This is a genomic window from Tsukamurella sp. NPDC003166, from assembly GCF_040611135.1.
Taxonomy (GTDB): Bacteria; Actinomycetota; Actinomycetes; order Mycobacteriales; family Mycobacteriaceae; genus Tsukamurella.
In genome coordinates this window covers 202,189-226,197 of sequence record NZ_JBEXNL010000005.1, presented here as the reverse complement: position 1 = coordinate 226,197, position 24,009 = coordinate 202,189, and the positions used below count along the sequence as shown (strand labels likewise).

The 24,009-nt window shown below is 70.2% G+C and carries 23 protein-coding genes; 4 read left to right on the top strand and 19 right to left on the bottom strand.

Annotated elements, in window-relative coordinates:
• Position 1: 1 nt before the first annotated feature.
• On the top strand, positions 2-391 hold the full coding sequence (locus ABZX10_RS08615; RefSeq protein WP_355537279.1) for a PPOX class F420-dependent oxidoreductase: 390 nt from the start codon (positions 2-4) through the stop codon (positions 389-391).
• On the opposite strand, the gene ABZX10_RS08610 is transcribed toward ABZX10_RS08615, so the two are convergent.
• Together ABZX10_RS08610 and ABZX10_RS08605 are read right to left on the bottom strand one after the other, a co-directional pair.
• Entirely contained in the window at positions 388-1,836 is a 1,449-nt protein-coding gene (locus ABZX10_RS08610; protein ID WP_355537276.1) for a sugar porter family MFS transporter, read from the bottom strand. The two genes, ABZX10_RS08615 and ABZX10_RS08610, sit on opposite strands and share 4 nt — an antisense overlap.
• Positions 1,837-1,860: 24 nt before the next feature.
• Entirely contained in the window at positions 1,861-2,997 is a 1,137-nt protein-coding gene (locus ABZX10_RS08605) for a Xaa-Pro peptidase family protein (RefSeq protein WP_355537273.1), read from the bottom strand.
• 17 nt (positions 2,998-3,014) lie between these two features.
• Here ABZX10_RS08605 and ABZX10_RS08600 point away from each other — a divergent pair, with 17 nt between their 5' ends.
• A complete protein-coding gene (locus ABZX10_RS08600) occupies positions 3,015-3,968 on the top strand; it encodes a 5'-3' exonuclease (protein ID WP_355537270.1) in 954 nt (317 codons plus the stop codon).
• 2 nt (positions 3,969-3,970) lie between these two features.
• On the opposite strand, the gene ABZX10_RS08595 is transcribed toward ABZX10_RS08600, so the two are convergent.
• The 6 genes from ABZX10_RS08595 to ABZX10_RS08570 all read right to left on the bottom strand — a co-directional run bounded on the left by ABZX10_RS08595 (position 3,971) and on the right by ABZX10_RS08570 (position 10,769).
• The gene (locus ABZX10_RS08595) at positions 3,971-4,639 is read right to left on the bottom strand and encodes a DUF4333 domain-containing protein (protein WP_355537267.1); all 669 of its coding nucleotides are present in this window, start codon (positions 4,637-4,639) and stop codon (positions 3,971-3,973) included.
• Positions 4,640-4,709: 70 nt separating this feature from the next.
• Complete coding sequence (locus ABZX10_RS08590; RefSeq protein ID WP_355537264.1) at positions 4,710-7,469, bottom strand: DEAD/DEAH box helicase; 2,760 nt, start codon at positions 7,467-7,469, stop codon at positions 4,710-4,712.
• Positions 7,456-8,463: a twin-arginine translocase subunit TatC gene (gene tatC, locus ABZX10_RS08585; RefSeq protein WP_355537261.1), complete on the bottom strand. Its 1,008-nt coding sequence runs from the start codon at positions 8,461-8,463 to the stop codon at positions 7,456-7,458. The genes ABZX10_RS08590 and tatC overlap by 14 nt, the downstream gene beginning before the upstream one ends.
• Before the next feature lie 18 nt (positions 8,464-8,481).
• Entirely contained in the window at positions 8,482-8,733 is a 252-nt protein-coding gene (gene tatA / locus ABZX10_RS08580; protein WP_355537258.1) for a Sec-independent protein translocase subunit TatA, read from the bottom strand.
• 90 nt (positions 8,734-8,823) lie between these two features.
• Positions 8,824-9,798: a WYL domain-containing protein gene (locus ABZX10_RS08575; RefSeq protein WP_355537255.1), complete on the bottom strand. Its 975-nt coding sequence runs from the start codon at positions 9,796-9,798 to the stop codon at positions 8,824-8,826.
• Positions 9,795-10,769, bottom strand: a complete 975-nt coding sequence (locus ABZX10_RS08570) for a WYL domain-containing protein (RefSeq protein WP_355537252.1) — start codon at positions 10,767-10,769, stop codon at positions 9,795-9,797. Before ABZX10_RS08570 ends, ABZX10_RS08575 begins: the two co-directional genes overlap by 4 nt.
• A 115-nt stretch (positions 10,770-10,884) precedes the next feature.
• On the opposite strand from ABZX10_RS08570, the gene ABZX10_RS08565 reads away from it, so the two are divergent.
• On the top strand, positions 10,885-12,369 hold the full coding sequence (locus ABZX10_RS08565) for a hypothetical protein (protein ID WP_355537249.1): 1,485 nt from the start codon (positions 10,885-10,887) through the stop codon (positions 12,367-12,369).
• Positions 12,370-12,382: 13 nt separating this feature from the next.
• Here the strand turns inward: ABZX10_RS08565 and pafA are convergent, their stop codons facing one another.
• The 4 genes from pafA to ABZX10_RS08545 all read right to left on the bottom strand — a co-directional run bounded on the left by pafA (position 12,383) and on the right by ABZX10_RS08545 (position 15,481).
• Positions 12,383-13,741, bottom strand: a complete 1,359-nt coding sequence (gene pafA / locus ABZX10_RS08560; protein WP_355537246.1) for a Pup--protein ligase — start codon at positions 13,739-13,741, stop codon at positions 12,383-12,385.
• A 62-nt stretch (positions 13,742-13,803) separates the two neighbouring features.
• The gene (gene prcA, locus ABZX10_RS08555) at positions 13,804-14,520 is read right to left on the bottom strand and encodes a proteasome subunit alpha (RefSeq protein ID WP_355537243.1); all 717 of its coding nucleotides are present in this window, start codon (positions 14,518-14,520) and stop codon (positions 13,804-13,806) included.
• Positions 14,517-15,290, bottom strand: coding sequence for a proteasome subunit beta (gene prcB, locus ABZX10_RS08550; RefSeq protein ID WP_355537240.1), 774 nt, complete (start codon positions 15,288-15,290; stop codon positions 14,517-14,519). Before prcB ends, prcA begins: the two co-directional genes overlap by 4 nt.
• Positions 15,287-15,481 carry a ubiquitin-like protein Pup gene (locus ABZX10_RS08545; RefSeq protein WP_068569600.1) on the bottom strand — a complete coding sequence of 65 codons (195 nt, stop codon included), beginning with the start codon at positions 15,479-15,481 and terminating at the stop codon, positions 15,287-15,289. The genes prcB and ABZX10_RS08545 overlap by 4 nt, the downstream gene beginning before the upstream one ends.
• A gap of 73 nt (positions 15,482-15,554) precedes the next feature.
• On the opposite strand from ABZX10_RS08545, the gene ABZX10_RS08540 reads away from it, so the two are divergent.
• Entirely contained in the window at positions 15,555-15,941 is a 387-nt protein-coding gene (locus tag ABZX10_RS08540) for a hypothetical protein (protein WP_355537235.1), read from the top strand.
• A 103-nt stretch (positions 15,942-16,044) separates the two neighbouring features.
• Here ABZX10_RS08540 and ABZX10_RS08535 read toward each other — a convergent pair whose 3' ends face one another.
• The 7 genes from ABZX10_RS08535 to ABZX10_RS08505 all read right to left on the bottom strand — a co-directional run bounded on the left by ABZX10_RS08535 (position 16,045) and on the right by ABZX10_RS08505 (position 23,945).
• Positions 16,045-16,503 (bottom strand): nitroreductase/quinone reductase family protein, encoded by a 459-nt coding sequence (locus tag ABZX10_RS08535; protein WP_355537232.1) that lies wholly within the window; start codon positions 16,501-16,503, stop codon positions 16,045-16,047.
• A gap of 11 nt (positions 16,504-16,514) precedes the next feature.
• The gene (locus tag ABZX10_RS08530) at positions 16,515-16,898 is read right to left on the bottom strand and encodes a type II toxin-antitoxin system VapC family toxin (RefSeq protein ID WP_355537229.1); all 384 of its coding nucleotides are present in this window, start codon (positions 16,896-16,898) and stop codon (positions 16,515-16,517) included.
• On the bottom strand, positions 16,895-17,131 hold the full coding sequence (locus ABZX10_RS08525; protein ID WP_355537226.1) for a type II toxin-antitoxin system prevent-host-death family antitoxin: 237 nt from the start codon (positions 17,129-17,131) through the stop codon (positions 16,895-16,897). The genes ABZX10_RS08530 and ABZX10_RS08525 overlap by 4 nt, the downstream gene beginning before the upstream one ends.
• A gap of 52 nt (positions 17,132-17,183) precedes the next feature.
• Positions 17,184-18,674, bottom strand: a complete 1,491-nt coding sequence (dop, locus tag ABZX10_RS08520) for a depupylase/deamidase Dop (RefSeq protein ID WP_355537223.1) — start codon at positions 18,672-18,674, stop codon at positions 17,184-17,186.
• Positions 18,675-18,698: 24 nt separating this feature from the next.
• A complete protein-coding gene (locus tag ABZX10_RS08515) occupies positions 18,699-21,296 on the bottom strand; it encodes an ATP-binding cassette domain-containing protein (protein ID WP_355537220.1) in 2,598 nt (865 codons plus the stop codon).
• Positions 21,297-21,365: 69 nt separating this feature from the next.
• Positions 21,366-23,087 (bottom strand): proteasome ATPase, encoded by a 1,722-nt coding sequence (arc, locus tag ABZX10_RS08510; protein ID WP_355537217.1) that lies wholly within the window; start codon positions 23,085-23,087, stop codon positions 21,366-21,368.
• Between the two features lie 30 nt (positions 23,088-23,117).
• On the bottom strand, positions 23,118-23,945 hold the full coding sequence (locus ABZX10_RS08505) for a tRNA (adenine-N1)-methyltransferase (protein WP_355537214.1): 828 nt from the start codon (positions 23,943-23,945) through the stop codon (positions 23,118-23,120).
• Positions 23,946-24,009: the final 64 nt, after the last annotated feature.

Sequence of the window (24,009 nt, the reverse complement as noted above, 5' to 3'; positions counted from 1 at the left end):
CGTGCCCGAACTGAACGCCGACGCCCTCGCCTTCGTCACCGAACGGCACCTGGCCTCCCTCGTCACCCTGCGCGCCGACGGCACGCCGCACAGCGTCGCCATCGCCTTCACCTACGACCCCGTCGCCCGCGTGGCCCGGGTGATCACCTCGGGTGACACGCAGAAGGCCCGCAACGCGGCACGGGGTGGGTACGCGGCGCTCACCCAGGTCGACGGTCCGCGGTGGCTCACGCTGGAGGGCCCGGCCCGGGTGCTGAGCGACGCGGAGTCGGTCCGCGACGCCGAGGCCCGGTACGCCGTGCGCTACAAGCCGCCGCGGGAGAACCCGAAGCGGGTCGTCATCGAGGTCACGGTGGCCAGGGTCCTCGGCTCGGCGGGCCTGCGCGCCTAGTGGCGCGCGGGGATGCTGCCGTCCATGTCCTCCAGCGTGCGGCCCTTGGTCTCGGGCACGAACCGGTAGACGAAGATCAGTGACAGCACGGCGAACGTGGCGTAGAGGCCGTAGGCCAGCGTCAGGTTGCCCTCCATCTTCGGGAACGTGACGGTGATGGCCCAGTTGGCCGCCCACTGCGCGGCGGCCGCGAGCGACAGGGCCGCGCCGCGGATCCGGTTGGGGAACATCTCACCGAGCAGCACCCACACCACCGGGCCCCAGCTGACGCCGAAGAAGATCACGAACAGGTTCGCGGCGATCAGGGCGATCACGCCGACGGCACCGGACAGCGACGGGCTGCCGTTCACATCGGTGGCGGTACTGAAGCAGACCGCCATGGTGGCCAGCGAGACCGCCATGCCGATCGAGCCGATCAGGAGCAGGGGGCGGCGGCCGATCCGGTCGACCAGCATGATGGCGACGATGGTGACCAGGACGTTGACGATCGAGGTGAACACGCTGATCTGGTTGGACTGTTCGGGCTTGAAACCCACGGCCTGCCACAGCATGTTCGAGTAGTAGAAGATCACGTTGATGCCGACCGCCTGCTGGAAGATCGACAGCAGGAGGCCCACCCAGACGATGGGATAGATGCCGCCACCGGGCCTGACCAGGTCGCGCCAGGAGTGCTTCTCCTCGCCGGCAAGGCTCTCCTCGATGCGCGTGACCGTGAGGTCGAGGTTCTTCTCGCCGAGCAGCATCGTGAGCACCTTGCGGGCCTCGGGGATGCGGTGCCGGGAGACCAGGTAGCGCGGCGACTCCGGGATCATCATGGAGGCCGCGCCGTACACGATCGCCGGGATCGCCATCACCAGGAACATCCAGCGCCAGGCCTCCATGCCGAGCCACAGCACGTTCGAGGCGTCGCCCGCGAGGGAGGCGAGCAGCCAGTCGACGAGCAGCGACAGGAAGATGCCGAGCACGATGGCCATCTGCTGCAACGAGCCGAGCCGCCCGCGGATCCGGGCCGGCGAGACCTCCGCGATGTACGCGGGGGCGATCACCGACGCGACGCCCACGCCGACGCCGCCGACCAGCCGGAACAGGATCAGCAGCCAGATGTGGTTGGCGAAGGCGCAGCCGACCGCGCTGATCAGGAACAGCACCGCGGCGATCTGCATGACCCGCACGCGGCCGATCGCGTCGGCGATGCGGCCGGCGGTCATGGCACCGGCGGCCGCGCCGATCAGCGCGGAGGCGACGGCGAAGCCGAGGGCGTAGCCGTGGATCCCGAAGACCTTCTCGATCGACTTGGTGGCGCCGTTGATCACGGCGCTGTCGTAGCCGAAGAGGAGCCCGCCGAGCGCGGCCACGACCGCGATCTGGACGACCCGGCTGCTGTTCCCCTCGCCCTCCTCGTAGATCGAAGAGCCCTCAGCTACGGGCCCGCCGCCGTGCGCCATGTTCGACCTCCGTGTGTTGCGCCACTAGAGCACCGTGAGGCCATGGGGTCGGAGGTTCACCGGCTCGCAGCCATCTTCGGTGACGATGACGATATCCTCGATCCGCGCTCCCCACCGGCCACTGACGTAGATTCCCGGTTCGATCGAGAACGCCATACCCGGTTCGACCGGAAGATCGTTGCCCGCGACGATGTACGGCTCCTCGTGGACCGACAGCCCGATGCCGTGACCCGTGCGGTGCAGGAAGGCCTCACCGAGGCCCGCCGCGGCGAGCACATCGCGTCCGGCGGCGTCGATCGCCTCGGCGGTGACGCCCGGCCGCACCGCCGCCACGGAGGCCCGCTGCGCTCGCTCGAGCAGCGCGTACTGCTCGGCGATCTCCGGAGCGGGCTCGCCCAGGGCGTAGGTGCGGGTGCAGTCCGAGTTGTAGCCCGAGGGCAGCGGGCCGCCGATGTCGACCACCACGACATCGCCCGCCCCGATCACCCGATCGGACACTTCGTGATGCGGGTCGGCGCCGTGCGGACCGGAACCCACGATGACGAACGCGGCCTCGGTGTGGCCCTCCTCGACGATCGCGGCGGCGATGTCGACGGCGACCTCGCGCTCCGTGCGGCCGACTCGGAGGATCTCCGGGACCCGGGCGTGCACCCGGTCGATCGCGGCGCCCGCGGCGCGCAGCTCATCGAGTTCCGCGGCGTCCTTGATCATCCGAAGCCGGCGCAGCACGTCGGTGGCCAGCCGCACGCCCAGGCCGCGGTCCAGCAGCGGCACGAGGTGCAGCGCGGGCACGGCGTCGGCGACGGCCACCTCGCGGGAAGACGCTGCTCGGCGGGCCAGGAGTTCCAGGACGAGGGCGTACGGGTCGTCACCGTCGACCCAATCCAGGACGGCGAGCTCGACGCCCTCCGCGCCGAGGCCCGGAACTGCGGAGTCCTTGAGGATGGCGAGTTCGAGGCGCGGAACCACCAGGCCGAAACCGGAATCCGTGACGACGAGCGCGGTCAGGCGCTCGAACGACTCGCTGACGATGCCGGTCAGGTACGCCAGGTCGGGGCCCGGGGTGATGACGAGCGGGGTTCCCGCCGCCGTCGCGAGCTGCCGGGCCTTGAGGAGACGGGTCGCGTACACCTGTGCCGGGAACGTGTGGGGGTTGCTCATGGTCCGATTGTGACACGATGATTCCCGTGACGAACGACGCGCGCCCGCTGATGCTGCTCGACTCCGCCGGGCTCTGGTTCCGGGCCTTCTACGCCATCCCCGACAAGGTGAAGGCGGCCGACGGGCGGTCCGTGAACGCCCTGCGCGGCTTCCTCGACATGACCTCGCAGCTCATCGCCACGCACCGCCCCGGACGGCTCGTCGCGTGCCTGGACCTCGACTGGCGTCCCGCCTTCCGGGTGGACCTGCTGCCCACGTACAAGACCCACCGCGTCGCCGAGGGTGGGGACGGCAGCGCCGAGGAGGTGCCGGACACGCTGTCCCCGCAGGTCGACATGATCCTCGAGGTGCTCGAGGCGGTCGGCATCGCGACCGGTGGCGCCGTGGGCCTCGAGGCGGACGACGTGCTCGGTACCCTCGCCGCGCGGGAGAAGGCGGACCCCGTGATCGTGGTCTCCGGGGACCGGGACCTGCTGCAGGTCGCCGACGATGCCGCTCCCGGCGTGAAGTGCCTCTACATCGGGCGCGGCATCGCCAAGGCCGAGATGTTCGGGCAGGCGGAGGTCGCGGAGAAGTACGGCGTGCCGCTGGATCGGGCGGGCGCGGCCTACGCCGAGCTGGCGCTGCTGCGCGGCGACCCGTCCGACGGCCTGCCCGGTGTGCCCGGCATCGGCGAGAAGACCGCCTCGAAGCTGTTGCTGCAGTACGGTTCCCTCGCGGCGATCCGCGAGGCCGCGGCATCGACCCCGTCGCCGCTGGCGGCGCGGGCCGCGGCGTCGATCAACGCCTCGGCGGACTACCTCGACGCCGCGTGGGACGTGGTCTGGGTGCAGCGCGATGCGGACGTCGCGCTGTCGGGTTCGGACGAGATGCCCCGGAAAGCACGCGATCCGCAGCGCCTGGCCGAATTGGCCGAGGAGCTGCGGATCGGAGCGCAGGTGGAGCGCCTGCTCGCGGCGCTCGCGGACTGAGATCAGCTGGGCGCGCCGACCTGGTACTTGCCGTCGCTGTCCTTGACGGTGACCTTGACCGTCTTCTGCTTGCCGCCGATGGTGGCGGTGCAGTCGAAGGACTCGCCGTCCTTGACCTTCACGCCGTCGGTCTTGCACGAGACATCGGTGGTATCGGACTCGTTGTAGTTCTCCTTGAGCACCTTCGTCACGCCCTCGTTGACCTTGGCGTTGTCGAAGCTCTTCCCGAAGAAGGCGCCGGTGAGCCAGCCGATGAGCAGCACGAGGGCCACGATCACGATGATCGCCGCGGCGGCGATGCCGACGATCAGGCCGGTCTTCGACTTCTTGGGGCCGCCGGGCACGGGCTGCCCCGGCTGGCCGAACTGCTGCCCGAACTGCTGGCCGGCGAACTGCGCAGGCTGGCCGAACTGGTCCTGGCCGAACTGCGGCTGCTGCGGATTGGGCTGCTGGTATCCCCCGAACTGCTGGCCCTGCTGCGGCTGCTGCTGACCGGGCCACTGGCCCTGGTACTGCGGTGCGATCTGGGTCTGGTCACCCGCCGGCGCGCCGTAGGGCTGCTGCTGCGGGCCGCCGTACTGCGGCGAGATCTGGGTCTGGTCCTGCTGGGGCTGGCCGGGCTGCTGCCAGCCCTGCTGCGCCCACTGATTCGGATCCTGCGGATTGCTCATCGTCCAACTCCTCCCCTGTCGCAGGCCGAAGGCCGACGACGAACGCCTATGGGCTCAAGATACCCGATCGTCAACCCGATTCCGCGACCACGCCACGCCGCACCGCGGCGATCGCGGCCGTCGCGACGGTGGCCAAGCCCGGCCGGGTTTCGAACGAGGTCTGCTTGATCTGATCGAGCAGATCGATGACCTGCCTGCACCAGCGGACGAAATCGCCCGCCGGAAGCGGTCGTCCGCGCTCGCCCGCGGCCAACAGGACCGCGGCGAGGGTTCCGCCGGCGGCCCACTGGTACATCGGCGCCACGAAGCCGATGTCGGGCTCGCGGCTCGGCTCCAAGCGGTGCGCGGCCTCGGCGGCGACGATGTCGGTCCACCGGTCGGCGATGTCGCGAAGCGCGGACCGGACGGCGCCCGGCACCTTCTCGCCGGTCAGGAGCATGCCGCCGCGCTCGCCGCGGGACTCGAAGACCAGCGCGGACACGACCGCGGCGAGCCCGGCCGGGTCGATCCCGTCGAACACACCGTCCTCGATGCACTCGCACACCAGCAGGTCGGACTCGCTGTACACCCGTGCCAGCCGGTGACCGGCCTCCGTGAGCCCGGCCGCACCGTCGATCTGCGCGACGTACCCGCGGTCCGACAGCAGCGCCACGATCCGCTCGAAGGTGACGGCCAGCGACGAGGTGGTGGCGCGCACCGTCGCCGCCGACGCGGTGACCTCGCGCTCGAGCCGGGCGTACCGCTCGGCGAGCCGGTCCAGCTCGGGTGCGCGCCGGCCGGTATGCGCGGGGTGGGACCGCATCCGTGCGCGCAGGTCGGCGAGCTGGGTATCCGACGCGGCCGGACGGTGCGCCTTCGCCTGCTGCCGGGGCGCCGAGATGGTGCTGTTGCGCAGCGTGGACGCCAGGTCGCGTTTCCCGCGCCCGGAGCGGTAGTCGGCGTTCTTGGGCACCCTCAGCGTGCCGAGCACCTGGATCTCGCCCACGAAGTCCGCCGTACCGACGCGTCCCGACCAGCTGCCCTCGGTGACCACGACGGGCTTCGGGTCGCGCCGGTCGCCGGACGGCTCCACGACCAGGGCCAGGCCCCGGCGGCGGCCACCCGTGACGGCGATGACATCGCCCCGCCGCAGCTCCGCGAGCGCCGTGGCGGCGCCGTCGCGGCGGTCGGCGAGGTCCGCGCGGCGCAGTGAGCGCTCCCGCGCCCGGACGGCCTCGCGCAGCCGGACGTACTCGAGGTAGTCGGCGCCGCCCGCTGCCTCGGTGATCTGCGCGCCGAGGCTGACCAGCTCCTTCTCGCCGCGCTCGACCCGCTTGGCCAACCCCACGACCGAGCGGTCCGCCTGGAACTGCGCGAAGCTGGCCTCGAGCAGCCGTTCCGCTCCCTCGCGCCCCAGCCGGTCGAGCAGGTTGATCGACATGTTGTAGCCGGGCGAGAACGAGCTCACCAGCGGGAAGGTGCGCGCGCCGGCGAGGCCCGCGACCTCCTGGGGCCGCACACCGCTCTGCCACAGCACCACGGCATGTCCCTCGATGTCGATGCCGCGGCGGCCCGCGCGGCCCGTGAGCTGCGTGTACTCGCCGGGCGTGAGCTCGACGTGCGATTCGCCGTTGTACTTGACCAGGCGTTCGAGGACGACGGTGCGCGCGGGCATGTTGATGCCCAGGGCGAGCGTCTCCGTGGCGAACACGGCGCGCACGAGGCCTTTGACGAACAGCTCCTCCACCGTGTGCCGGAAGGCCGGGAGCATGCCCGCGTGATGCGCTGCGAAACCACGCAGCAGCGCCGCCCGCCATTCCTCGTAGCCGAGCAGATCCAGGTCGGCGGGCGAGAACTCCGCGACGTGCTTGTCGACGATGCGGCCGATCTCGTCGGCCTGCTCCGCGGTGGTGAGCACCACCGGGGACCGCAGGCACTGCGTCAGCGCCTGCTCGCAGCCGGAGCGGGAGAACACGAACGTGATCGCCGGGAGCAGGCCCTCGGCGTCGAGCAGCGCGATGACGTCGGGCCGCGGGATCGGGCGGCGGACCTGCTGGCCGCGGCCCTGCCGGTTCCCGGAGCCGGTCCGCCGGCCGGTGCGGCTGTTGATCCCCGGCTCGAAGCTGCGGTCCAGCGCCTCGCGCTGCTTGACGTAGCGGACGAGGTCGGCATCCAGGACCAGGTTCTTCTGGCCCTCGTCCTGCGCGGCGCGCAGCGCCTTCGTGTCGAACAGGTCGAACAGCTTGCGGCCGACCAGCATGTGCTGCCACAGCGGGACGGGCCGGTGCTCGTCGACGATCACCTCGGTGTGCCCGCGGACCTCGGTGATCCAGGCGCCGAACTCCTCGGCGTTGGACACCGTCGCGGACAGGCTGACCAGCCGCACGTCCTGCGGGAGGTGCAGGATCACCTCCTCCCACACCGCACCGCGGAACCGGTCGGCGAGGTAGTGCACCTCGTCCATGACCACGTGGCTCAGCGCGTCGAGGGTGGGCGAATCCGCGTAGAGCATGTTGCGCAGCACCTCGGTGGTCATGACGACCACGGGTGCGGACGAGTTGATCGATGTGTCGCCCGTCAGCAGGCCCACGTTGTGCGCGCCGTAGCGAGCGGTGAGCTCGGCGTGCTTCTGGTTCGACAGCGCCTTGATCGGCGTCGTGTAGAAGCACTTGGTGCCGCCGGCCAGAGCGAGGTGGACGGCGAACTCGCCGACCACCGTCTTACCGGCACCGGTCGGGGCGCACACGAGCACCCCGCGGCCCTCCTCGAGCGCCCGGCAGCCGCGGACCTGGAACGGGTCGAGGGTGAAGTCGAGTGCTGCGGTGAAGCTGTCGAATTCAGAGGACGTCATCGAACCCCGAACGCGGGATCGAGGTGCGCGTGATCTTCTCGGGTGCGGCCACGGGGGTGGCGTGCGCGACCGCGCCTGCCGCAGGCCCGGGACCCGCCCCGATCGGCTGCGGGGCCGACGGTGCCGGCGATGCGGCCTCGTCGTCCAGCTCACCGTCGAAGACGTCCGAGCCGACCGCGTTCCGACGCTTGATCTTCTCGCGGATCCGGCAGAACTGGATCGACAGTTCGAGCAGCACCGCCAGCGCCAGGCCGAGCACGAGCATGGTCAGGGGGTCGCCGGACTGTGAGATGAACGCCGCGACGATGAACATCGACATCAGCAGGCCGCGCCGCCACTTCTTGAGCTTCGCGTAGGGAAGGACCCCGACGAGATTGAGCGCGATGATGAACAGCGGCAACTCGAAACTGACGCCGAAGATCGCCATGACGCTGAGCACGAAGCTGAAGTAGTCGGCGCCCTGCAGGGCGGTCACCTGGGTCTCGTTGCCCACGGTGAGCAGGAACCGGAAGGCGTTGGCGATCATGAAGTAGCCGAGGATCGCGCCGCTGAGGAACAGCACCCCGCCCATGGTCACGAAGGCGAGCGTGTAGCGCTTCTCCTTGCGGTGCAGCGCGGGCACGATGAACGACCAGATCTGGTAGAGCCACACCGGGCACGCCAGCAGGACGCCGGTCGCGAACGCGACCTTAACCCGGAGGTTGAACTGATCGAACACGCCGGTGGCCAGGAGCCGACATTCGCCGGTTCGCGTGATCTCGGCGCGAGCGGACTCGGGGAGCTCGCAGTACGGGCCGCGCAGCAGCTCACCGGAGGGCCGCAGCCCCAGCATGCTGTGGTTGTACCAGAAGAACCCGACCACCGCGGCCAGCACGATCGCCAGGAGCGACCACAGGATGCGCGTGCGGAGTTCGTACAGGTGCTCCACGATCGACATCGTGCCGTCGGGATTGACGACGGCACGGCGACGACGCGGATCGAACGGGATCTTCACAAACAGTGCGCGCTGCGGCTACGCCGTCTTGCGATCGGTCTCGGACGGCTGGACCGTCTGAACGTCGATCGGCTGCTCGGTGACCTGCGCCTGCGGCTGCTGAGCCGGGGCCTTCGCCTCGCCCTCGGTCTTCATCTCGTCCATCTCGCTCTTGAAGATGCGCAGCGACCGGCCGAGGCCGCGGGCGGCGTCCGGGAGCTTGCGTCCACCGAACAGGACCAGCACCACGACCGCGATGACGATCCACGCGGTTGCACTATGCGGAAACATGTCGCCTCAATTCTCTTCCGACTACGTGACAAGACTACCGGACCCGCAGCCCGCTGTTCCTGTGCGAACGCTGCGGGCGATGTGTCCGGTTCATGAATAGTTGGCGAGCCCGGCGGCCGCGCGCCGGGCGACGGCCTCCGCCAGCGACTCGGGGCCGCGCACCGTCAGCTCCCCGCCGAAGCTGAGCACGAACCGCACCATCCAGTCCTCCGTCGCGTACTGCATCGTCGCGACGACCGGACCGCCGGCGTCCTCGCTCAGCACCGTGAACGGGTGGTACTCCAGCGCCCAGGCAGCGCCGGGGCCGACCTCGACGGTGGCCGTGGTCAGCTCGTCGGCGGCGGCACCGTCGAACAGCCCGGCTGCGGGTTCCACGTGCTGCGGCACCGAGGCGGGCTCGTCGAGCTCGTGCACCTCGTCGATCCGGTCGAGGCGGAACATCCGCAGGCCCTCGCTGGTGCGACACCAGGCCTGCAGGTAGCTGTGGCCGCCGAAGGTGTCGAGGGCGATGGGGTCGACATCGCGCTCCGTGGTGCTGTCGCGGGTGGCCGAGTAATAGCGCAGGTGCAGCGCGCGCCCGTCGCGCAGGGCCCCGCGCACGGCGGCGGCGACGCCCGCCACCGGGCCGTCGGGCTGGGCGCCGTCGATCGAGGCGACGGTGTCCCGGCCCGCGCCCGCCACCGCGGCCTCGAGCTTGGCGATGGCACGCAGGACGGCCGCCGGATCGGCGACGCCGGGCGAATCCGCCAGGCCGCGCAGCGCGAGCAGCAGCGACGCCGCCTCGGGGCCGGTCAGTTTGAGCGGGCGATCGATCTTCGCGCTGAAGCCGATGTCGACGCCGGACTCGTCGTAGTCGATCTCGATGAGATCGCCCGGGAACATCCCGGGCAGCCCGCACATCGTGAGCCCGGTCAGGTCCTTGCGCAGCTGGACGACGGTGACACCGAGGTCGGCGGCGGCGCGCTCCAGGTCCGCGTCGGGATGCGTGCGGAAGTACGGGATCACGTTGAGCCAGCGCGCCAGGCGCTGCATCTGCTTCGTCGGCTGCCGCGGCGGCGTGCTCATCGCGCCCCCGCCAAGGCCGTGAGCCGGTCCACCACGGCGTCGCGCAGTTCCTGCGGTTCGACGACCACCGCGTCGGGCCCGAGCCCGGACACCTCTCTGGCGACGGCGTCGACCGAGCGCATCTCGACGGTGATCTCGGTGCCGGGCCGGCCGCGGAAGTCACCGTCGGCCTGCGTGGCCGCGAGCCGACGGAGCCCGTCTCCCCGACCCCGCGCGACCCACAGCCGGGCCGTACCGACCGGGTCGCGCTCGGCGACGGTGTCCACCACGTGCGCGTGCAGGTCGAAGCCGTCCGGCGGCCGGACGGTGGCCTCGGCCCCGGTCACCGAGCCGCCCCGGACCCGGCTGAGCTTGAACGTGCGCACCGCGTCACGCGCCACGTCGTGCCCGACCGCGTAGGCGCTGCCCCGGAACGTGACCACGCCCCACGGGTGCAGCGTGCGGTCGACATAGGGCTGCGCGGGATTGGCGCGGTGCTCGAAGGTGACCTGGCGCCGCCGGTCGATCCCCTCGAGCATCGCCAGCAGCGCGCCCTCGGCACCCCGGTCGGGAGCGATGCCCGGGCCGACGCCCGCGCCGGGCCCACTGACGTCCATGCCGCCCGCGCGCAGCTTCTGCACCGCCGACTGTGCCGCCGAGGACAGCTCCGGCGACTGCCAGACGGCTGCGGCGACGGCCACTGCGGTTGCCTCCTCGGGATCGAGGTCGATGTCGCCGAGGGCGTACTCATCGAACGCGATCCGGTAGCCGGTGGCCGAGTTGATCCGGGACACCGGGGCCACCTCGATGGGGACGCCGAGTTCCCGCAGGTCCGCCTTGTCGCGCTCGAACATCCGCTCGAAGGCCTCGTCGTCGGCGTCCGGGTCGTACCCGAAGACGTTCGCCCGGATGTAGTCCCGATCGAGCGGGCGTTGCGTGTACAGAAGGCATATCACCAGGTTGGTGAGACGCTCGATCCGCGAAGTTGCCACCTGTCGATCTTACGTTCTACGTGTCCGATCCGCGCGGATCGACGCGGTGTCGTCCGTTCGGAGGACAGGGGTCGCGCTCCCCTATGCTCCAGGCATCGTCGCGAGGAGGCCCGCCGTGCAACCCCATTCCGATCCGCTGTTCGGGCGGTACATCGTCGTCGCGCCGCTGGGCCGGCACGCCACCGGTACCAGCAGTCTCGTCGACGGCCCCGACGGCCGCCAGGTGCTCACGGTGCTTCCCGTGGCCGATGGTGCCGTCTTCCTCCGGGACGCCGCCGTCGCCGCGCGACCGAGCGGCCCCGGCCCCGCGCCCGTCCTCGTGTACGGGTTCGACGACGGTGTCGCCTGGTTCGTCGCGCCCGATCCGTCCGGCCGGGACCTGGCCGCCGTTCCCGCCACCGACATCCCCGTCGGCGAGATGGTCGGACGCGCCCTCGCAGCGCTGGACGCCGCGAGCGTGGCCGGTGCGGGTCGGGACGCGGCGGGAGGTGGCGCGGCGGGTGGCGCGCCCGCTCCCGGCCGATCGCGGCGACGGTGGCCCCTGATCGCGGGAGCGGTAGCCGGCGTGCTCGTCCTGGTCGGAGCCGTCGTCGGGGTGACGCTGGCGCGTAGTGGCGACTCCGGCGCCGGCGGTCCGTCCGGTCCGGTGACGGCGGTCAGCGGGTACGGCGACACGGTGTGCGCTGTCGCCGGCGCGCGCCTGTACTGCTTCGGGGGCAATCGGTCCGCGACGAACGGCGACGGCACCACGACCGCGCGCACGGCACCGGGGGCGGTCTCCGGCCTCTCCGACGTGTCGGACGTCGCGGTCGGCAGTGGCGCCGTGTGCGCGATCGCGGCAGGCGATGTCTACTGCTGGGGCGCGAACGCCTCCGGGTTGGTGCCGGAGCAGACCACGCAGTACGTCGGGTCCCGGACCCCGGTGAAGGTCGCGGGCATCTCCGGTGCGACCCGGATCGCCGTCGCCACCTCGAATCGCCTCGGATCGACCGCGTGCGCCGTCACGGCGGCGGGCCCGTACTGCTGGGGCTCGGCGATCTCCTCGATGAAGCCGGCCGCCCTGCGCGGCGTGCCGAAGGCGTCCGCGGTCGAGGTCTCCTTCGTCGGGTACGCGGCCATCGCGTGCGCCCTCGTCGACGACGCGGTCGAGTGCTGGACGGGCGGAACGGGCTTCGACCCGCTCACCAAGCCTCCCAGCCGCGTCGCGGGGCTGCCGGCGGTGACATCACTCGCCACGGGCGGAGCCTGCGGGGTCGCCGACGGCCGGGCCTACTGCTGGGACGGCAACGGTGCGACCATCGCGGCCGCAGCAGCGCCCTGGGCAACGGCCCTACGTGGGATCACGGCGGTCGCGAGCGACGGGCAGTACGCGACGACCCACTGCGTGGTCGTCGACGGTGCGGTCTCGTGCGCCGGGAAACCGACGGACACCGCGACCGTCGTGTCCGGGCTCGAACGGGTCACCGCGATCACGACGGCCGGCCCGACCTGCGCCGTCGCCGACGGCTACCTGTACTGCTGGGGCGACCTCGGGTGGCGCACCGGCGGCGTGGCCGGTGGTGCCGCGTCGGCGCCCGTGCGGATCGACGTGAGCCGGTAGCCCGGGCGGGTAGCTACATCGACGCGATGAGCCGCTCGACCCGTTCGTCGACGCTGCGGAACGGGTCCTTGCACAGCACCGTGCGCTGGGCCTGGTCGTTGAGCTTGAGATGCACCCAGTCGACGGTGAAGTCGCGTCCCGCTGCCTGGGCCGCGGTGATGAACTCGCCGCGCAGCTTGGCGCGCGTGGTCTGCGGCGGTGTCTTGACGGCGGCGTCGATCGCCTCGTCCGTGGTGACGCGGGCGGCCATGCCGCGGCGCTGCAGCACGTCGAACACGCCCCGGCCCCGCTTGATGTCGTGGTACGCGAGGTCGAGCTGCGCGATCTTGGGGTCGGACAACTCCATCGAGTACTTGTCGAGGTAGCGCTGGAACAGCTTGCGCTTGATCACCCAGTCGATCTCGGTGTCCACGCCGGAGAAGTCCTGTGACTCCACCGCGTCGAGGGTGCGGCCCCACAGGTCCACCACCTGCGCGAGCTGCTCGTCGGGCTCGCGCGTGGCGAGGTACTCGACGGCCTTGCCGTAGTACTCGCGCTGGATGTCCAGCGCGCCCGCCTGCCGGCCACCGGCGAGACGCACCTCGTGCCGGCCGGTGATGTCGTGGCTGACCTCGCGGATCGCCCGGATCGGATTGTCCAGCGAGAAGTCGCGGAACTGGACGCCGGCCTCGATCATCTCCAGCACGAGGTGCGCGGTGCCCACCTTGAGCATCGTGGTCGTCTCGGACATATTCGAGTCGCCGACGATCACGTGCAGGCGGCGGTACTTCTCGGCGTCGGCATGCGGCTCGTCGCGGGTGTTGATGATGGGCCGGCTGCGCGTGGTGGCGCTGGAGACGCCCTCCCAGATGTGCTCGGCCCGCTGGCTCAGGCAGTAGGTGGCGTTCTTCGGCGTGAGCAGCACCTTGCCCGCGCCGCAGATCAGCTGCCGCGTCACCAGGAAGGGCAGCAGCACGTCCGAGATGCGGGAGAACTCGCCCACTCGGCTCACCAGGAAGTTCTCGTGGCAGCCGTAGGAGTTGCCCGCCGAATCGGTGTTGTTCTTGAACAGGTAGATGTCGCCGCCGATGCCCTCGTCCTGCAGGCGCTGCTCGGCGTCCAGCAGCAGGTCCTCCAGGACCCGCTCCCCCGCTTTGTCATGGGTGACCAGTTGGAGCACCGAATCGCACTCCGCGGTCGCGTACTCGGGGTGACTGCCCACGTCGAGGTAGAGGCGCGAGCCGTTCTGCAGGAAGACGTTCGAACTGCGTCCCCAGGAGACGACGCGCCGGAACAGGTACCGGGCGATCTCGTCGGGGCTCAGGCGACGGTGTCCGTGGAAGGTACACGTGACACCGAACTCGGTCTCGATTCCCATGATTCGGCGCTGCACGGTTCGAACATACCCTCAGCTCCACCGTCGTAGTCCGTCCCGTCCTGATCGGGATGCCGGCGCTACCCCAGCAGTTGCGCGACCCGCTCGTCCGACAGGCGCTTGAACGCACGGCGGGGCCGGGTGTGGTCGAGGATCGCGACCTCGAGCTCGCCGGCCTCGAAGGTCTTCGGTTCCGCGGTCGACGACCCGGACGAGCCGTTCGACGGTGCCGGGGCGCCGAGCGCCTTCGCCGCGAGGGCGAATGCTGCGGCGAGGTCCAGACCGTCCCGGTAGCCCTCGGTGAGGACCGGCGTGATCGACTCCGTCTGGCCGCCCATGACCACGAACTGCTTCTCGTCGCCGACGGATCCGTCGTAGCCCACGCGGTAGAGCCGCGACGCCGCGAGCTCGGGCGTGCCGACCTCGGCCACGCACAACTCCACCTCGTAGGGCTTGGCCTGCTCGGTGAAGACCGTGCCCAGCGTGGATGCGTAGGCGTTGGTCAGGGACCATCCGGTGACATCGCGCCGCGAGTACTGGTACCCGCGGGTGTCGGCGAACTGGATGCCTGCCCGGCGCAGTGACTCGAACTCGTTGTACTTGCCGACGGCGGCGAAGCCGATGCGGTCGTAGATCTCGCTGATCTTGTTCAGCGAGCTCGGATTGTCGGCCACGAACAGCACGCCGTCCGCGTACTTGAGCACGACGACGCTCCGCCCGCGGGCGATGCCCTTGCGGGCCAGCTCCGAGCGATCGCGCATGATCTGCTCGGCGGACGCGTAGTACGGGAAGGTCATGCCTGCGCCCCTCTCGCCGCGATCACGCGGTCCGTCGCGGCGGCCACGGCGTCCTCGGCGACCTCGACGGCACCGTCGGACGTGATGACGACGGCCGTCGGGTACAGCTTGCGGAGCACGTCCGGACCGCCGGTGGCGGTGTCGTCGTCGGCGGCGTCGAAGAGGGCCTCCGCGGCCACGTCGAGCGCACCGTCGGCGTCCAGACCGGGCCGGAAGCGCTTCTTGATGGACGACTTCGCCCAGGCCGAGCCCGAGCCGATGGAGTGGTAGCCCACCTCGTCGTGCCAGTCGCCCGTCACGTCGTAGGAGACGATGCGGCCGCGCGCCTGCGCCTCGTCGAACCCGACGAGCAGCGGCACGGCCGCCAGGCCCTGCAGCGCGGCGCCGAAGTTGCTGCGCACCATGCCGGCGAGCCGGTTCGCCTTGCCCTCGAAGGTGAGCGGGACGCCCTCGATCTTCTCGTAGTGCTCGAGCTCCACCGTGAACAGCTTGACGATCTGCTTCGCGATGCCCGCGGTGCCGGCGATGCCGACCGCGGTCAGCTCGTCGGTGACGAAGGTCTTGACGATGTCGCGCTGCGCGATGAGATTGCCCATCGTGGCGCGGCGATCACCGGCGAGGAGCACGCCGCCGTCGAAGGCGACCGCCACGATCGTGGTGCCGTGCGGCACGTCCGCGGGGGCCTCGGCGGTGCGGAAGGCCAAGGCCTCCGGGGCCACCTCGGCCAGGTGCTCGACGAAGGAGGATCGCGCGCCGCTCAGCGGCGTCACTGGCCGCCCTTCTGGACGTACGCGCGCACGAAGTCCTCGGCGTTCTCCTCGAGCACGTCGTCGATCTCGTCGAGGAGATCGTCGGTCTCGTCGGTCAGCTTCTCGATGCGCTCCTGGCCGGCCCCCGACGGTGCACCCGCGAGGTCCTCGTCGTCTCCGCCGCCGCCACGCTTGACCTGCTCCTGCGCCATCTCGCTGCCTCCTTAGCGACCATCCCGGGCCGCATGGCCCGATGTTCCAACCCTACCGGCCTACACTGCTCCCGTGGATCCGTACACGCCGCCCGGCATGCCCGAACCGGTGCTCGTCAGCATCGGCGACATTCATTGCACCCGCACCCAGGTCATCACTCCCGCGGGGACCTTCCCGATCACGGGCGCGCAGTGGACCGTGACCGATCACAGCGTGCACACCCGCACGACGCCCACCTGGGCCATCGTCCTCGCGATCGTCGGTGCCTTCGTGCTCTGCCTGTTCTCGTTGTTCTTCCTGCTCGCCAAGGAGGATCAGACGCAGGGCTTCGTGCAGGTCAGCGTGTTCGGCCCGGAGGGGCGTTCGTTCACCACCAGCGTCCCGGTGTACTCGCCCTTCGCGGTGCAGGACGTGTTCGGGCGCGTCAACTACGCCCGGAACCTCAGCATCGGCATGTAGCCCGACGGTCCGCCGACACTCGCGCGGGGGTTCTTCACCCAGTAGTGGGTTGCAACCCGTTGTGCTGCGAGAAACTCCCGCGAGAACCGAATGAACGCGGCGCTCACACCGGGCGGAGGCGGACGAGCGGGATCGGGCGGGTGGTCTTGCGTTGATACCCGGCGTAGCGGCCGCCGTTGTTGCGGTCCGCGAGATCCCACAGCCGCTGGTAGTCGGCGTCACCGGGCTTCAGCGCCTCGACGCCGGCCGGGAACCGCTTCGTCCCGACCTGCACGTCCACGGTGCCGGCGGCGACCATGTTGTGGAACCACGCCGGGTTCCGCGGGGCACCGCCCTTGGATGCGACGACGACGTAGTCGGCACCGTCGGCGACGTAGGTCAGGACGGTCGTGCGCGGCTCCCCCGACTTCGCACCGACGGTGCGGACGATGAGGCTGGGCACGCCGAAGAGCAGCTTGTGGCCGATCCGGCCGCCGGAGCGCACGTACAACTCGCCGTGCGCCTTGAGAACCTCGGGGAATGCCCTCGCGTACAGCTTGTTCAGTTCGCGGGCGATGTCCATGGAAATCCTTGTCAGATGGTCGAATCGACGATGAATTCACGGTTGAGTCCGAGGAGGACGCGGTCCGAGGTGTACAGGCTGAGCTGCTCGACATGCGCCTGCCCGGCGAGCAACCGATCGAACGGATCGTGCCGCAGGAGCTCCGGGAACTCGCGGATCCCCTCCGCATGCTCCGCCTCCACGTTCAGTAGCCGGAGCCCCTCCGCCTCGACGAGCGACGAGAAGTCCGCCGGGATCGAGAGCTTCCCGAGCATCGATTTGATCGTCAGCTCCCAGACCGTCGCCACGGAGACGTACACCTCGACCGTCTGCGCGATCAATGACCGGGCGGTCTCTCCGAGGCGGGGATTGTCGTCGAGTACCCACAAAGCGGTCTGACTGTCGAGCAGGATCACTCGTCGTCCGTCCCGTAGAACATCCGCTGAATGTCGGCGTCCAGGTCGAACGCGGCATCGTCGTAGGCGATCCGGCCGGCCAAACCCCCGAATTGCACGCGCGTACCCCGATGCGGGACGAGGTCGGCCACCGGGCGCCCCGCCTTGGAGATGACGATGCGTTCACCCTGTGCGACACGTTCCAGCAGCCGAGACAGATGGGTCTTGGCTTCGTGGATGTTCACTGAGGTCATGGGCCGAGAATACGGACTTAGTCCGACTTAGTCCATGCCTGCGCGCCGTCGATCAACCCCGCAGGGAATCGACGAGGTCGCGGGCGGAGGAGGCGCCGTCGAGCAGGGCGCCGACGTGTTCCTTGGTACCGCGCAACGGCTCCAGGGTGGGGATGCGGACCAACGACTCCGCGCCGATGTCGAAGATCACCGAGTCCCAGCTGGCGGCGGCGATCTCGGTACCGAAGCGGCGCATGCACTCGCCGCGGAAGTACGCGCGGGTGGACTCGGGCGGCGACGTCACGGCGTCCATCACCTGCTGCTCCGTGACCAGGCGCTTCATCGAACCGCGCGCGACGAGCCTGTTGTAGAGGCCCTTATCGAGCCGCACGTCGGAGTACTGCAGGTCGACCAGCTGCAGCTTCGACGCGCCCCAGGACAAGCCCTCGCGCTGCCGGATGCCCTCGAGCAGGCGCAGCTTGGCGGGCCAGTCCAGCTCGTCGGCGAGCCGCAGCGGATCGTCGGCGAGGGTGTCGAGCACCCGGACCCAGGTGGCGTGCACGTCGAGGGCGCGGGCGTCGTCGGAGTCCTTGAGGAAGGTCCCGACCCGGTCCGCGTAGGCGCGCTGGATGTCCAGCGCCGTCATGTGCCGGCCGTCGGCGAGCTCGAGGACGCCGGCGAGCGACAGGTCCCGCGAGACCTGATGCACCGCGCTGACGGGCGCGGCGAGCTGCAGGTCCGACAGGTCGACGCCGGCCTCGATCAGGTCCAGGACCAGCGACGACGTACCGACCTTGAGGTACGTGGAGGTCTCGGCGAGGTTCGCGTCGCCGATGATGACGTGCAGCCGGCGGTACTTGTCCGGGTCGGCGTGCGGCTCGTCGCGGGTGTTGATGATGCCGCGCTTGAGCGTGGTCTCGAGGCCGACCTCGACCTCGATGTAATCGGCGCGCTGCGAGAGTTGGAACCCCGCCTCGTCGCCGCTGGCCCCGAGGCCGACGCGGCCGCTGCCGCAGAACACCTGCCGGGTCACGAAGAAGGGCGTCAGCCCGCCGACGATCGCGGAGAACGGTGTGTCCCGGCGGCACAGGTAGTTCTCGTGCGTGCCGTACGACGCGCCCTTGCCGTCGATGTTGTTCTTGTAGAGCTGCAGGGCCGGGGCACCGGGCACCGTCGACGCGTAGCGGGCCGCGGCGTCCATGACCCGCTCCCCCGCCTTGTCCCAGATCACGGCATCGAGCGGATCGGTGACCTCGGGCGCCGAATACTCGGGGTGCGCGTGGTCGACGTACAGCCGCGCGCCGTTGGTGAGGATCATGTTCGCGGCGCCGATCTCGTCGGCGTCGATGATCGGCGCCGGCCCGCCGCGCCCGAGGTCGAAGCCGCGGGCGTCGCGCAGCGGCGACTCCAGGTCGTAGTCCCAGCGGGTGCGCTTGGCGCGCGGGACGGCCGCCGCCGCCGCGTACGCCAGCACCGCCTGCGTCGAGGTGAGGATCGGGTTCGCCGTGGGGTCCTTCGGCGCGGAGATCCCGTATTCCACCTCGGTACCGATGATGCGCTGCATGCGCCCCAGCCTATCGGTCGGGGCCTAGCTGGCCTTGCGCGAGATCCGGAACCAGGTCGCGACCCACAGGATCAGAGCCATCGCGACCATCACGCCGATCGCGATGCCCCACTGGGTGAGCGTGGACTCCCACAGCGGATCGGACGGGAGCATTGTGGGCTGATCGCGGACGGGATTCAGTTCAACTGTCGACGCGCTTGCCGCGAAGCCCCATCGCGAGGGGAACAGCCACGACAACTGCTCAAGGCCAGGGCGGTCGTGAAGCTTAAAAAGTCCACCGCTCATGACGAGCTGCAACATGACGATGACGACGAGCATCGGCATGACTTGTTCGTTAGACCTGGCCAGGGACGAAATCAGCAGACCCACCAGCGTGGACACACAGGCCAGAACCGCGATGTCGATTGTGAGCTCGAGCGGCGCCATCAATCCTGCAGACCCGGCCCTCGGCATGTCGATCCCGGCGATGACGACTGCCATCATCATCGCGGATTGAACTACCGCGGCGACGAAGTAAACGACGGTCTTGGCGGAGAGATAGGCCGAAGGCCGGAGTCCGACCGCACGTTCTCGTTGGTAGATGGCGCGCTCGCTGACGAGATCACGGGAAGTGAGTGCCGCTCCCATGAAGCAAGCGCCGACGACGAGTAGCACGAGAATCATCTTCGCGCCGCTGTACGAGTCGGTCGAGAACGGACCGACCAACCCGCCCTCCGCAGGAACGAGAAGTGTGATCCCGCCCAACACGAAGGGAAGTGCTACAAGAAACGCGAGGTAGGCACGGTCGGCGAGGATCAGTCGCAGCTGCCGCCGCGCGACCACCGACAGTTGCTTGCGCGTCGAGGTCCGCGGTGCCGTCGTGGGCGTCGGCGGGGCCCCGGTCGGGGCCGGCGGCGGCGGGGCGGGGTGCGCCGAGCGGTACCGCTGCCAGGCCACGTCGGGCTGCTTGGCGGCGAAGTCGAAGATCTCCGCCCAGTCGCTCGTGCCCATCGCGGCCTTGACGCCCTTCGGCGAGCCGCAGTACGCGGTCTTGCCGCCCGGCGCCAGCAGCAGCACCTGGTCGCACATGTCGATGTGGGTGAGCGAGTGGGTCACGACGATGACCACGCGACCCGCGTCGGCCAGGCGCCGCAGGGTCTGCATCACCTGACGGTCGAGTGCGGGGTCGAGGCCGGAGGTCGGCTCGTCCAGGATCAGCAGCGACGGGCCGGTGAGGAGTTCCATCGCGACGGACGCGCGCTTGCGCTGGCCGCCGGAGAGCTTGTCGACCCGGGTCTGTTTGTGTTCGGTGAGCTGCAGCTCCGCGAGCACGCCGTCGATCACCTGGTCACGGTCGGCCTTCGACATGTCGGGCGGCAGTCGGAGCTCGGCGGCGAACCGGAGCGCCTGCTGCAGGGTCAGTTGCCGGTGCAGTACGTCGTCCTGCGGCACCATGCCGATGCGGGAGCGGAGCGCGTCGAAGTCGCGGTGCACGTCCCGGCCCTCGAACTCGACCCGGCCCGCCGTCGGGGTGACGGCGCCGGAGACGACCCGGGACACCGTCGACTTGCCGGCGCCCGAGGGGCCGATCACGGCTGTGAGGGTGCCGGGTGCGGCGCGGAAGTCGACGCCGTGCAGCAGGGTCTTGTTGCCGTCCACCGTCAGGGTGATGCCCTGGACCGCGAGGCCCGCACCGGCGAACTTGTGCGCCTTCGGTCGTTCCAGGCGGCCCTGCTCGACGATGAGGTCCGAGTTGCCGATGGTGACCAGGTCGCCGTCGCGCAGTGCGGTCGGCCCCGCGATGCGGCGGCCGTTGACCTGGGTGCCGTTGGCCGAGCCGAGGTCCTCGATGACCAGGCCCTGCGGGCCCGTCAGGAGCCGTGCGTGGCGGCGCGAGACCAGCATGTCGCCGAGGGCGATGTCGTTGTCGGGGGTACGGCCGATGGTCATCTGACCGGACGCGGAGCCGACGGGGCGCTGCGGCATCTTGGCGACCTGGTACAGGCCGGTGTTGCCCGCCATCGCGCGCAGGTGCGGCGCGACCTCGCCGCCGGGGCCCTGCAGCAGGGTCGGCTCGGCCCGCTGGGCGGGGATCGGGGCCGACGGTGCCTGCTGTCGCGGCAGCTGCATCGGTCGCGACGGCGGCGCGGGGTTCTGCCCGGCGGCCGGGGGCACGGGGATGCGCGCCGACGGCGGTGCGCTCGGGCCCGGTGGAGGTGTCGGCGTGCGCGGCACGGGATTCGACGGTGCCCGCTGCGCGGCGGGGATCTGCTGCACGGGCTGCTGCGACGAGGGCGGCGGCGGAGTCCGGGCCGGCGGCGGGGGCGGCGTGTTCGAGCGGGGTGCCGCCGAGAACACGACCTGGGCGCCGGTGCGCGGGTCGCCGAACATCAGCTGCTGCGTGCCGTTCAGCGCGATGGTGGGCCGCCGGACGCCGCCGACGAACACGCCGTTCGTACTGCGGTCGGTGAGGATCCACCCCGTCGGACCCGCGGTCGCAACCGCGTGCGTGCGCGACACCAACGGGTGGTTGATCGTCACGTCGGACTCGAGCGTGCGCCCGAAGGTCACCGTCTTACCCGGGGCGAAGGTCAGCGTCTGCCCGTCCACCGAGACAGTGAGAACTGCAGTTTCCGTACTCATCACGCAGCATTCTATGCAGACGCGACTTGCCCTGGGCTTATGCGGCGCTTGCGCGCCGTCCCCAGCGGCCTACAAGTACTGCCCGGTGTTGTTCTCCGTGTCGATCGCGCGGGACGCGCTGGAGTTCTTGCCGGTCACCAGCGTGCGGATGTACACGATCCGCTCGCCCTTCTTGCCCGAGATCCGCGCCCAGTCGTCCGGGTTCGTGGTGTTGGGCAGGTCCTCGTTCTCGGCGAACTCGTCGACGATGGACTCCAGCAGGTGCGTGATCCGCAGGCCGGGCTGCCCGGTGTCGAGGAAGCCCTTGATCGCGTGCTTCTTCGCGCGATCCACCACGTTCTGGATCATCGCGCCCGAGTTGAAGTCCTTGAAGTACATGACCTCCTTGTCGCCGTTGGCGTAGGTCACCTCCAGGAACCGGTTGTCGTCGGTCTCCGCGTACATCCGCTCGACGACCCGCTCGATCATCGCCTGCACGCACGCCTCGCGATCGCCGCCGAACTCCGCGAGGTCCTCCTCGTGGATCGGCAGCGCCGCGGTCAGGTACTTGGAGAAGATGTCGATCGCACCCTCCGCGTCGGGCCGCTCGATCTTGATCTTCACGTCGAGGCGGCCGGGCCGCAGGATCGCGGGATCGATCATGTCCTCCCGGTTCGATGCGCCGATGACGATGACGTTCTCAAGGCCCTCGACACCGTCGATCTCCGAGAGCAGCTGCGGCACGACCGTGGTCTCGACGTCCGAGCTGACGCCCGAGCCGCGGGTGCGGAAGATCGAGTCCATCTCGTCGAAGAAGACGATGACGGGCGTGCCCTCGGACGCCTTCTCCCGCGCCCGCTGGAAGATCAGGCGGATGTGCCGCTCCGTCTCACCCACGAACTTGTTGAGCAGCTCGGGGCCCTTGATGTTGAGGAAGTAGGACTTCACCTCGCGCGAGTCGTCGCCCCGGACCTCGGCGATCTTCTTCGCCAGCGAGTTCGCCACGGCCTTGGCGATCAGCGTCTTGCCGTTGCCGGGCGGGCCGTAGAGCAGCACGCCCTTGGGCGGCCGCAGCGAGTAGTCCTTGAACAGGTCCTTGTGCAGGAAGGGCAGCTCGACCGCGTCACGGATCAGCTCGATCTGCCGGCCCAGGCCACCGATGTCGGAGTAATCGACGTCGGGCACCTCCTCCAGCACCAGGTCCTCGACCTCGGCCTTGGGGATGCGCTCGAAGGCGTAGCCCGCCTTGGTGTCGACCAGCAGCGAGTCGCCCACGCGCAGCTTCCGGCGCGGCAGCCCGAACTCGTCGAGGCCCGGATCTTCGGAGGCCTGCAGTGCGAGCGGCGCGGCCAGGCGCACGACGCGTTCCTCGTCCGCGTGGCCCACGACCAGGGCACGAGCACCGTCGTCGAGGATCTCCCGGAGGGTGGAGATCTCGCCGACGGTCTCGTACTCGCCCGCCTCGACCACGGTGAGCGCCTCGTTGAGGCGCACCGTCTGGCCCGTGCGGAAGGACGCGACGTCCAGGTTCGGGGAGCAGGTGAGCCGCATCTTGCGCCCGGAGGTGAACACGTCCACCGTGTCGTCCTCGTAGGTGCCCAGCAACACCCCGTAGCCCGACGGTGGCTGCCCCAGCCGCTCGACCTCCTCACGGAGCGTGAGCAGTTGGTTGCGGGCGTCCCGCAGCGTCTCGAGCAGCTTCGTGTTGCGGGTCGTGAGTGCGTCGACGCGCTCACGCAGCACGGCCGCGGAGGTGGCCTGCGAGGTTCCCGGCGTCGTGCTCGACGGGCGGGTCGGATCCGGCTCGGTCACAACAGCTCCCTTCCAGTGGGGCTTTCCACGCTACCCCTTGTTCGATCGACGCTGGGGACGAGGCGCGACGGTGCCGTCGGCCAGCCGCCGGCAGGTGATCAGGAAGGCCGTGTGGCCCTGCATGCGGTGCGACGGCCGCACGGCGAGCCCGACGACGTGCCACTCGCGCACGAGGGCCTCCCACGACCGGGGCTCGGTCCAGATCGCCTGCTCGCGCATCGCCTCGACCACCTTGGACAGCTGGGTGGTGGTCGCCACGTACACGGTGAGGACCCCGCCCGGCACCAGCGCCTTCCCGACCGCGTCGAGCACGTCCCACGGCGCCAGCATGTCGAGGACGACCCGGTCGACCTGCGGGCCGTCGTACTCGGCGAGGTCGCCGAGCTGCAGGTGCCAGTTGTCGGGCCGGCCACCGAAGAACTCCTCGACGTTCTTGGCGGCGTATTCGGCGTGGTCCTCGCGGACCTCCCAGCTGGTCACCGAGCCCTCGGGTCCGACCGCGCGCAGCAGCGAGCACGTGAGCGCGCCGGAACCCGCCCCGGCCTCGAGCACCCGGGCGCCGGGGAAGATGTCGCCCTCGGCGACGATCTGCGCGGCATCCTTGGGGTAGATCACCTGCGCGCCGCGCGGCATGGACAGCACGTAGTCGGTGAGCAGCGGCCGCAGCGCCAGGTACGGAGTGCCGTTGACGGCCTTGACCACGCTGCCCTCGGGCGCGCCGATGAGCTCGTCGTGCCGGATGCCGCCCTTGTGCGTGTGGAACTCCTTGCCGGCCTCCAGGTGGACGGTGAACTTCCGGCCCTTCGCGTCCGTCAGCTGTACTCGGTCGCCCACCACGAAGGGTCCACTGTTCGCCATGGGTCGTGATTCTCCCAGCCACCCCGGTCGTGGAGCGAATCCGACCTGTCGGTAAGTGTTGTTC

Bases quoted from the DNA above. Each gene is read 5' to 3' on its own strand.
- ABZX10_RS08610 (WP_355537276.1), bottom strand. From the start codon at position 1,836: ATGGCGCACGGCGGCGGGCCCGTAGCTGAGGGCTCTTCGATCTACGAG.
- ABZX10_RS08605 (WP_355537273.1), bottom strand. From the start codon at position 2,997: ATGAGCAACCCCCACACGTTCCCGGCACAGGTGTACGCGACCCGTCTC.
- ABZX10_RS08600 (WP_355537270.1), top strand. From the start codon at position 3,015: ATGATTCCCGTGACGAACGACGCGCGCCCGCTGATGCTGCTCGACTCC.
- ABZX10_RS08595 (WP_355537267.1), bottom strand. From the start codon at position 4,639: ATGAGCAATCCGCAGGATCCGAATCAGTGGGCGCAGCAGGGCTGGCAG.
- ABZX10_RS08590 (WP_355537264.1), bottom strand. From the start codon at position 7,469: ATGACGTCCTCTGAATTCGACAGCTTCACCGCAGCACTCGACTTCACC.
- tatA (WP_355537258.1), bottom strand. From the start codon at position 8,733: ATGTTTCCGCATAGTGCAACCGCGTGGATCGTCATCGCGGTCGTGGTG.
- ABZX10_RS08575 (WP_355537255.1), bottom strand. From the start codon at position 9,798: ATGAGCACGCCGCCGCGGCAGCCGACGAAGCAGATGCAGCGCCTGGCG.
- prcA (WP_355537243.1), bottom strand. From the start codon at position 14,520: ATGACCTTCCCGTACTACGCGTCCGCCGAGCAGATCATGCGCGATCGC.
- ABZX10_RS08545 (WP_068569600.1), bottom strand. From the start codon at position 15,481: ATGGCGCAGGAGCAGGTCAAGCGTGGCGGCGGCGGAGACGACGAGGAC.
- ABZX10_RS08535 (WP_355537232.1), bottom strand. From the start codon at position 16,503: ATGGACATCGCCCGCGAACTGAACAAGCTGTACGCGAGGGCATTCCCC.
- ABZX10_RS08525 (WP_355537226.1), bottom strand. From the start codon at position 17,131: ATGACCTCAGTGAACATCCACGAAGCCAAGACCCATCTGTCTCGGCTG.
- dop (WP_355537223.1), bottom strand. From the start codon at position 18,674: ATGCAGCGCATCATCGGTACCGAGGTGGAATACGGGATCTCCGCGCCG.
- ABZX10_RS08515 (WP_355537220.1), bottom strand. From the start codon at position 21,296: ATGAGTACGGAAACTGCAGTTCTCACTGTCTCGGTGGACGGGCAGACG.
- ABZX10_RS08505 (WP_355537214.1), bottom strand. From the start codon at position 23,945: ATGGCGAACAGTGGACCCTTCGTGGTGGGCGACCGAGTACAGCTGACG.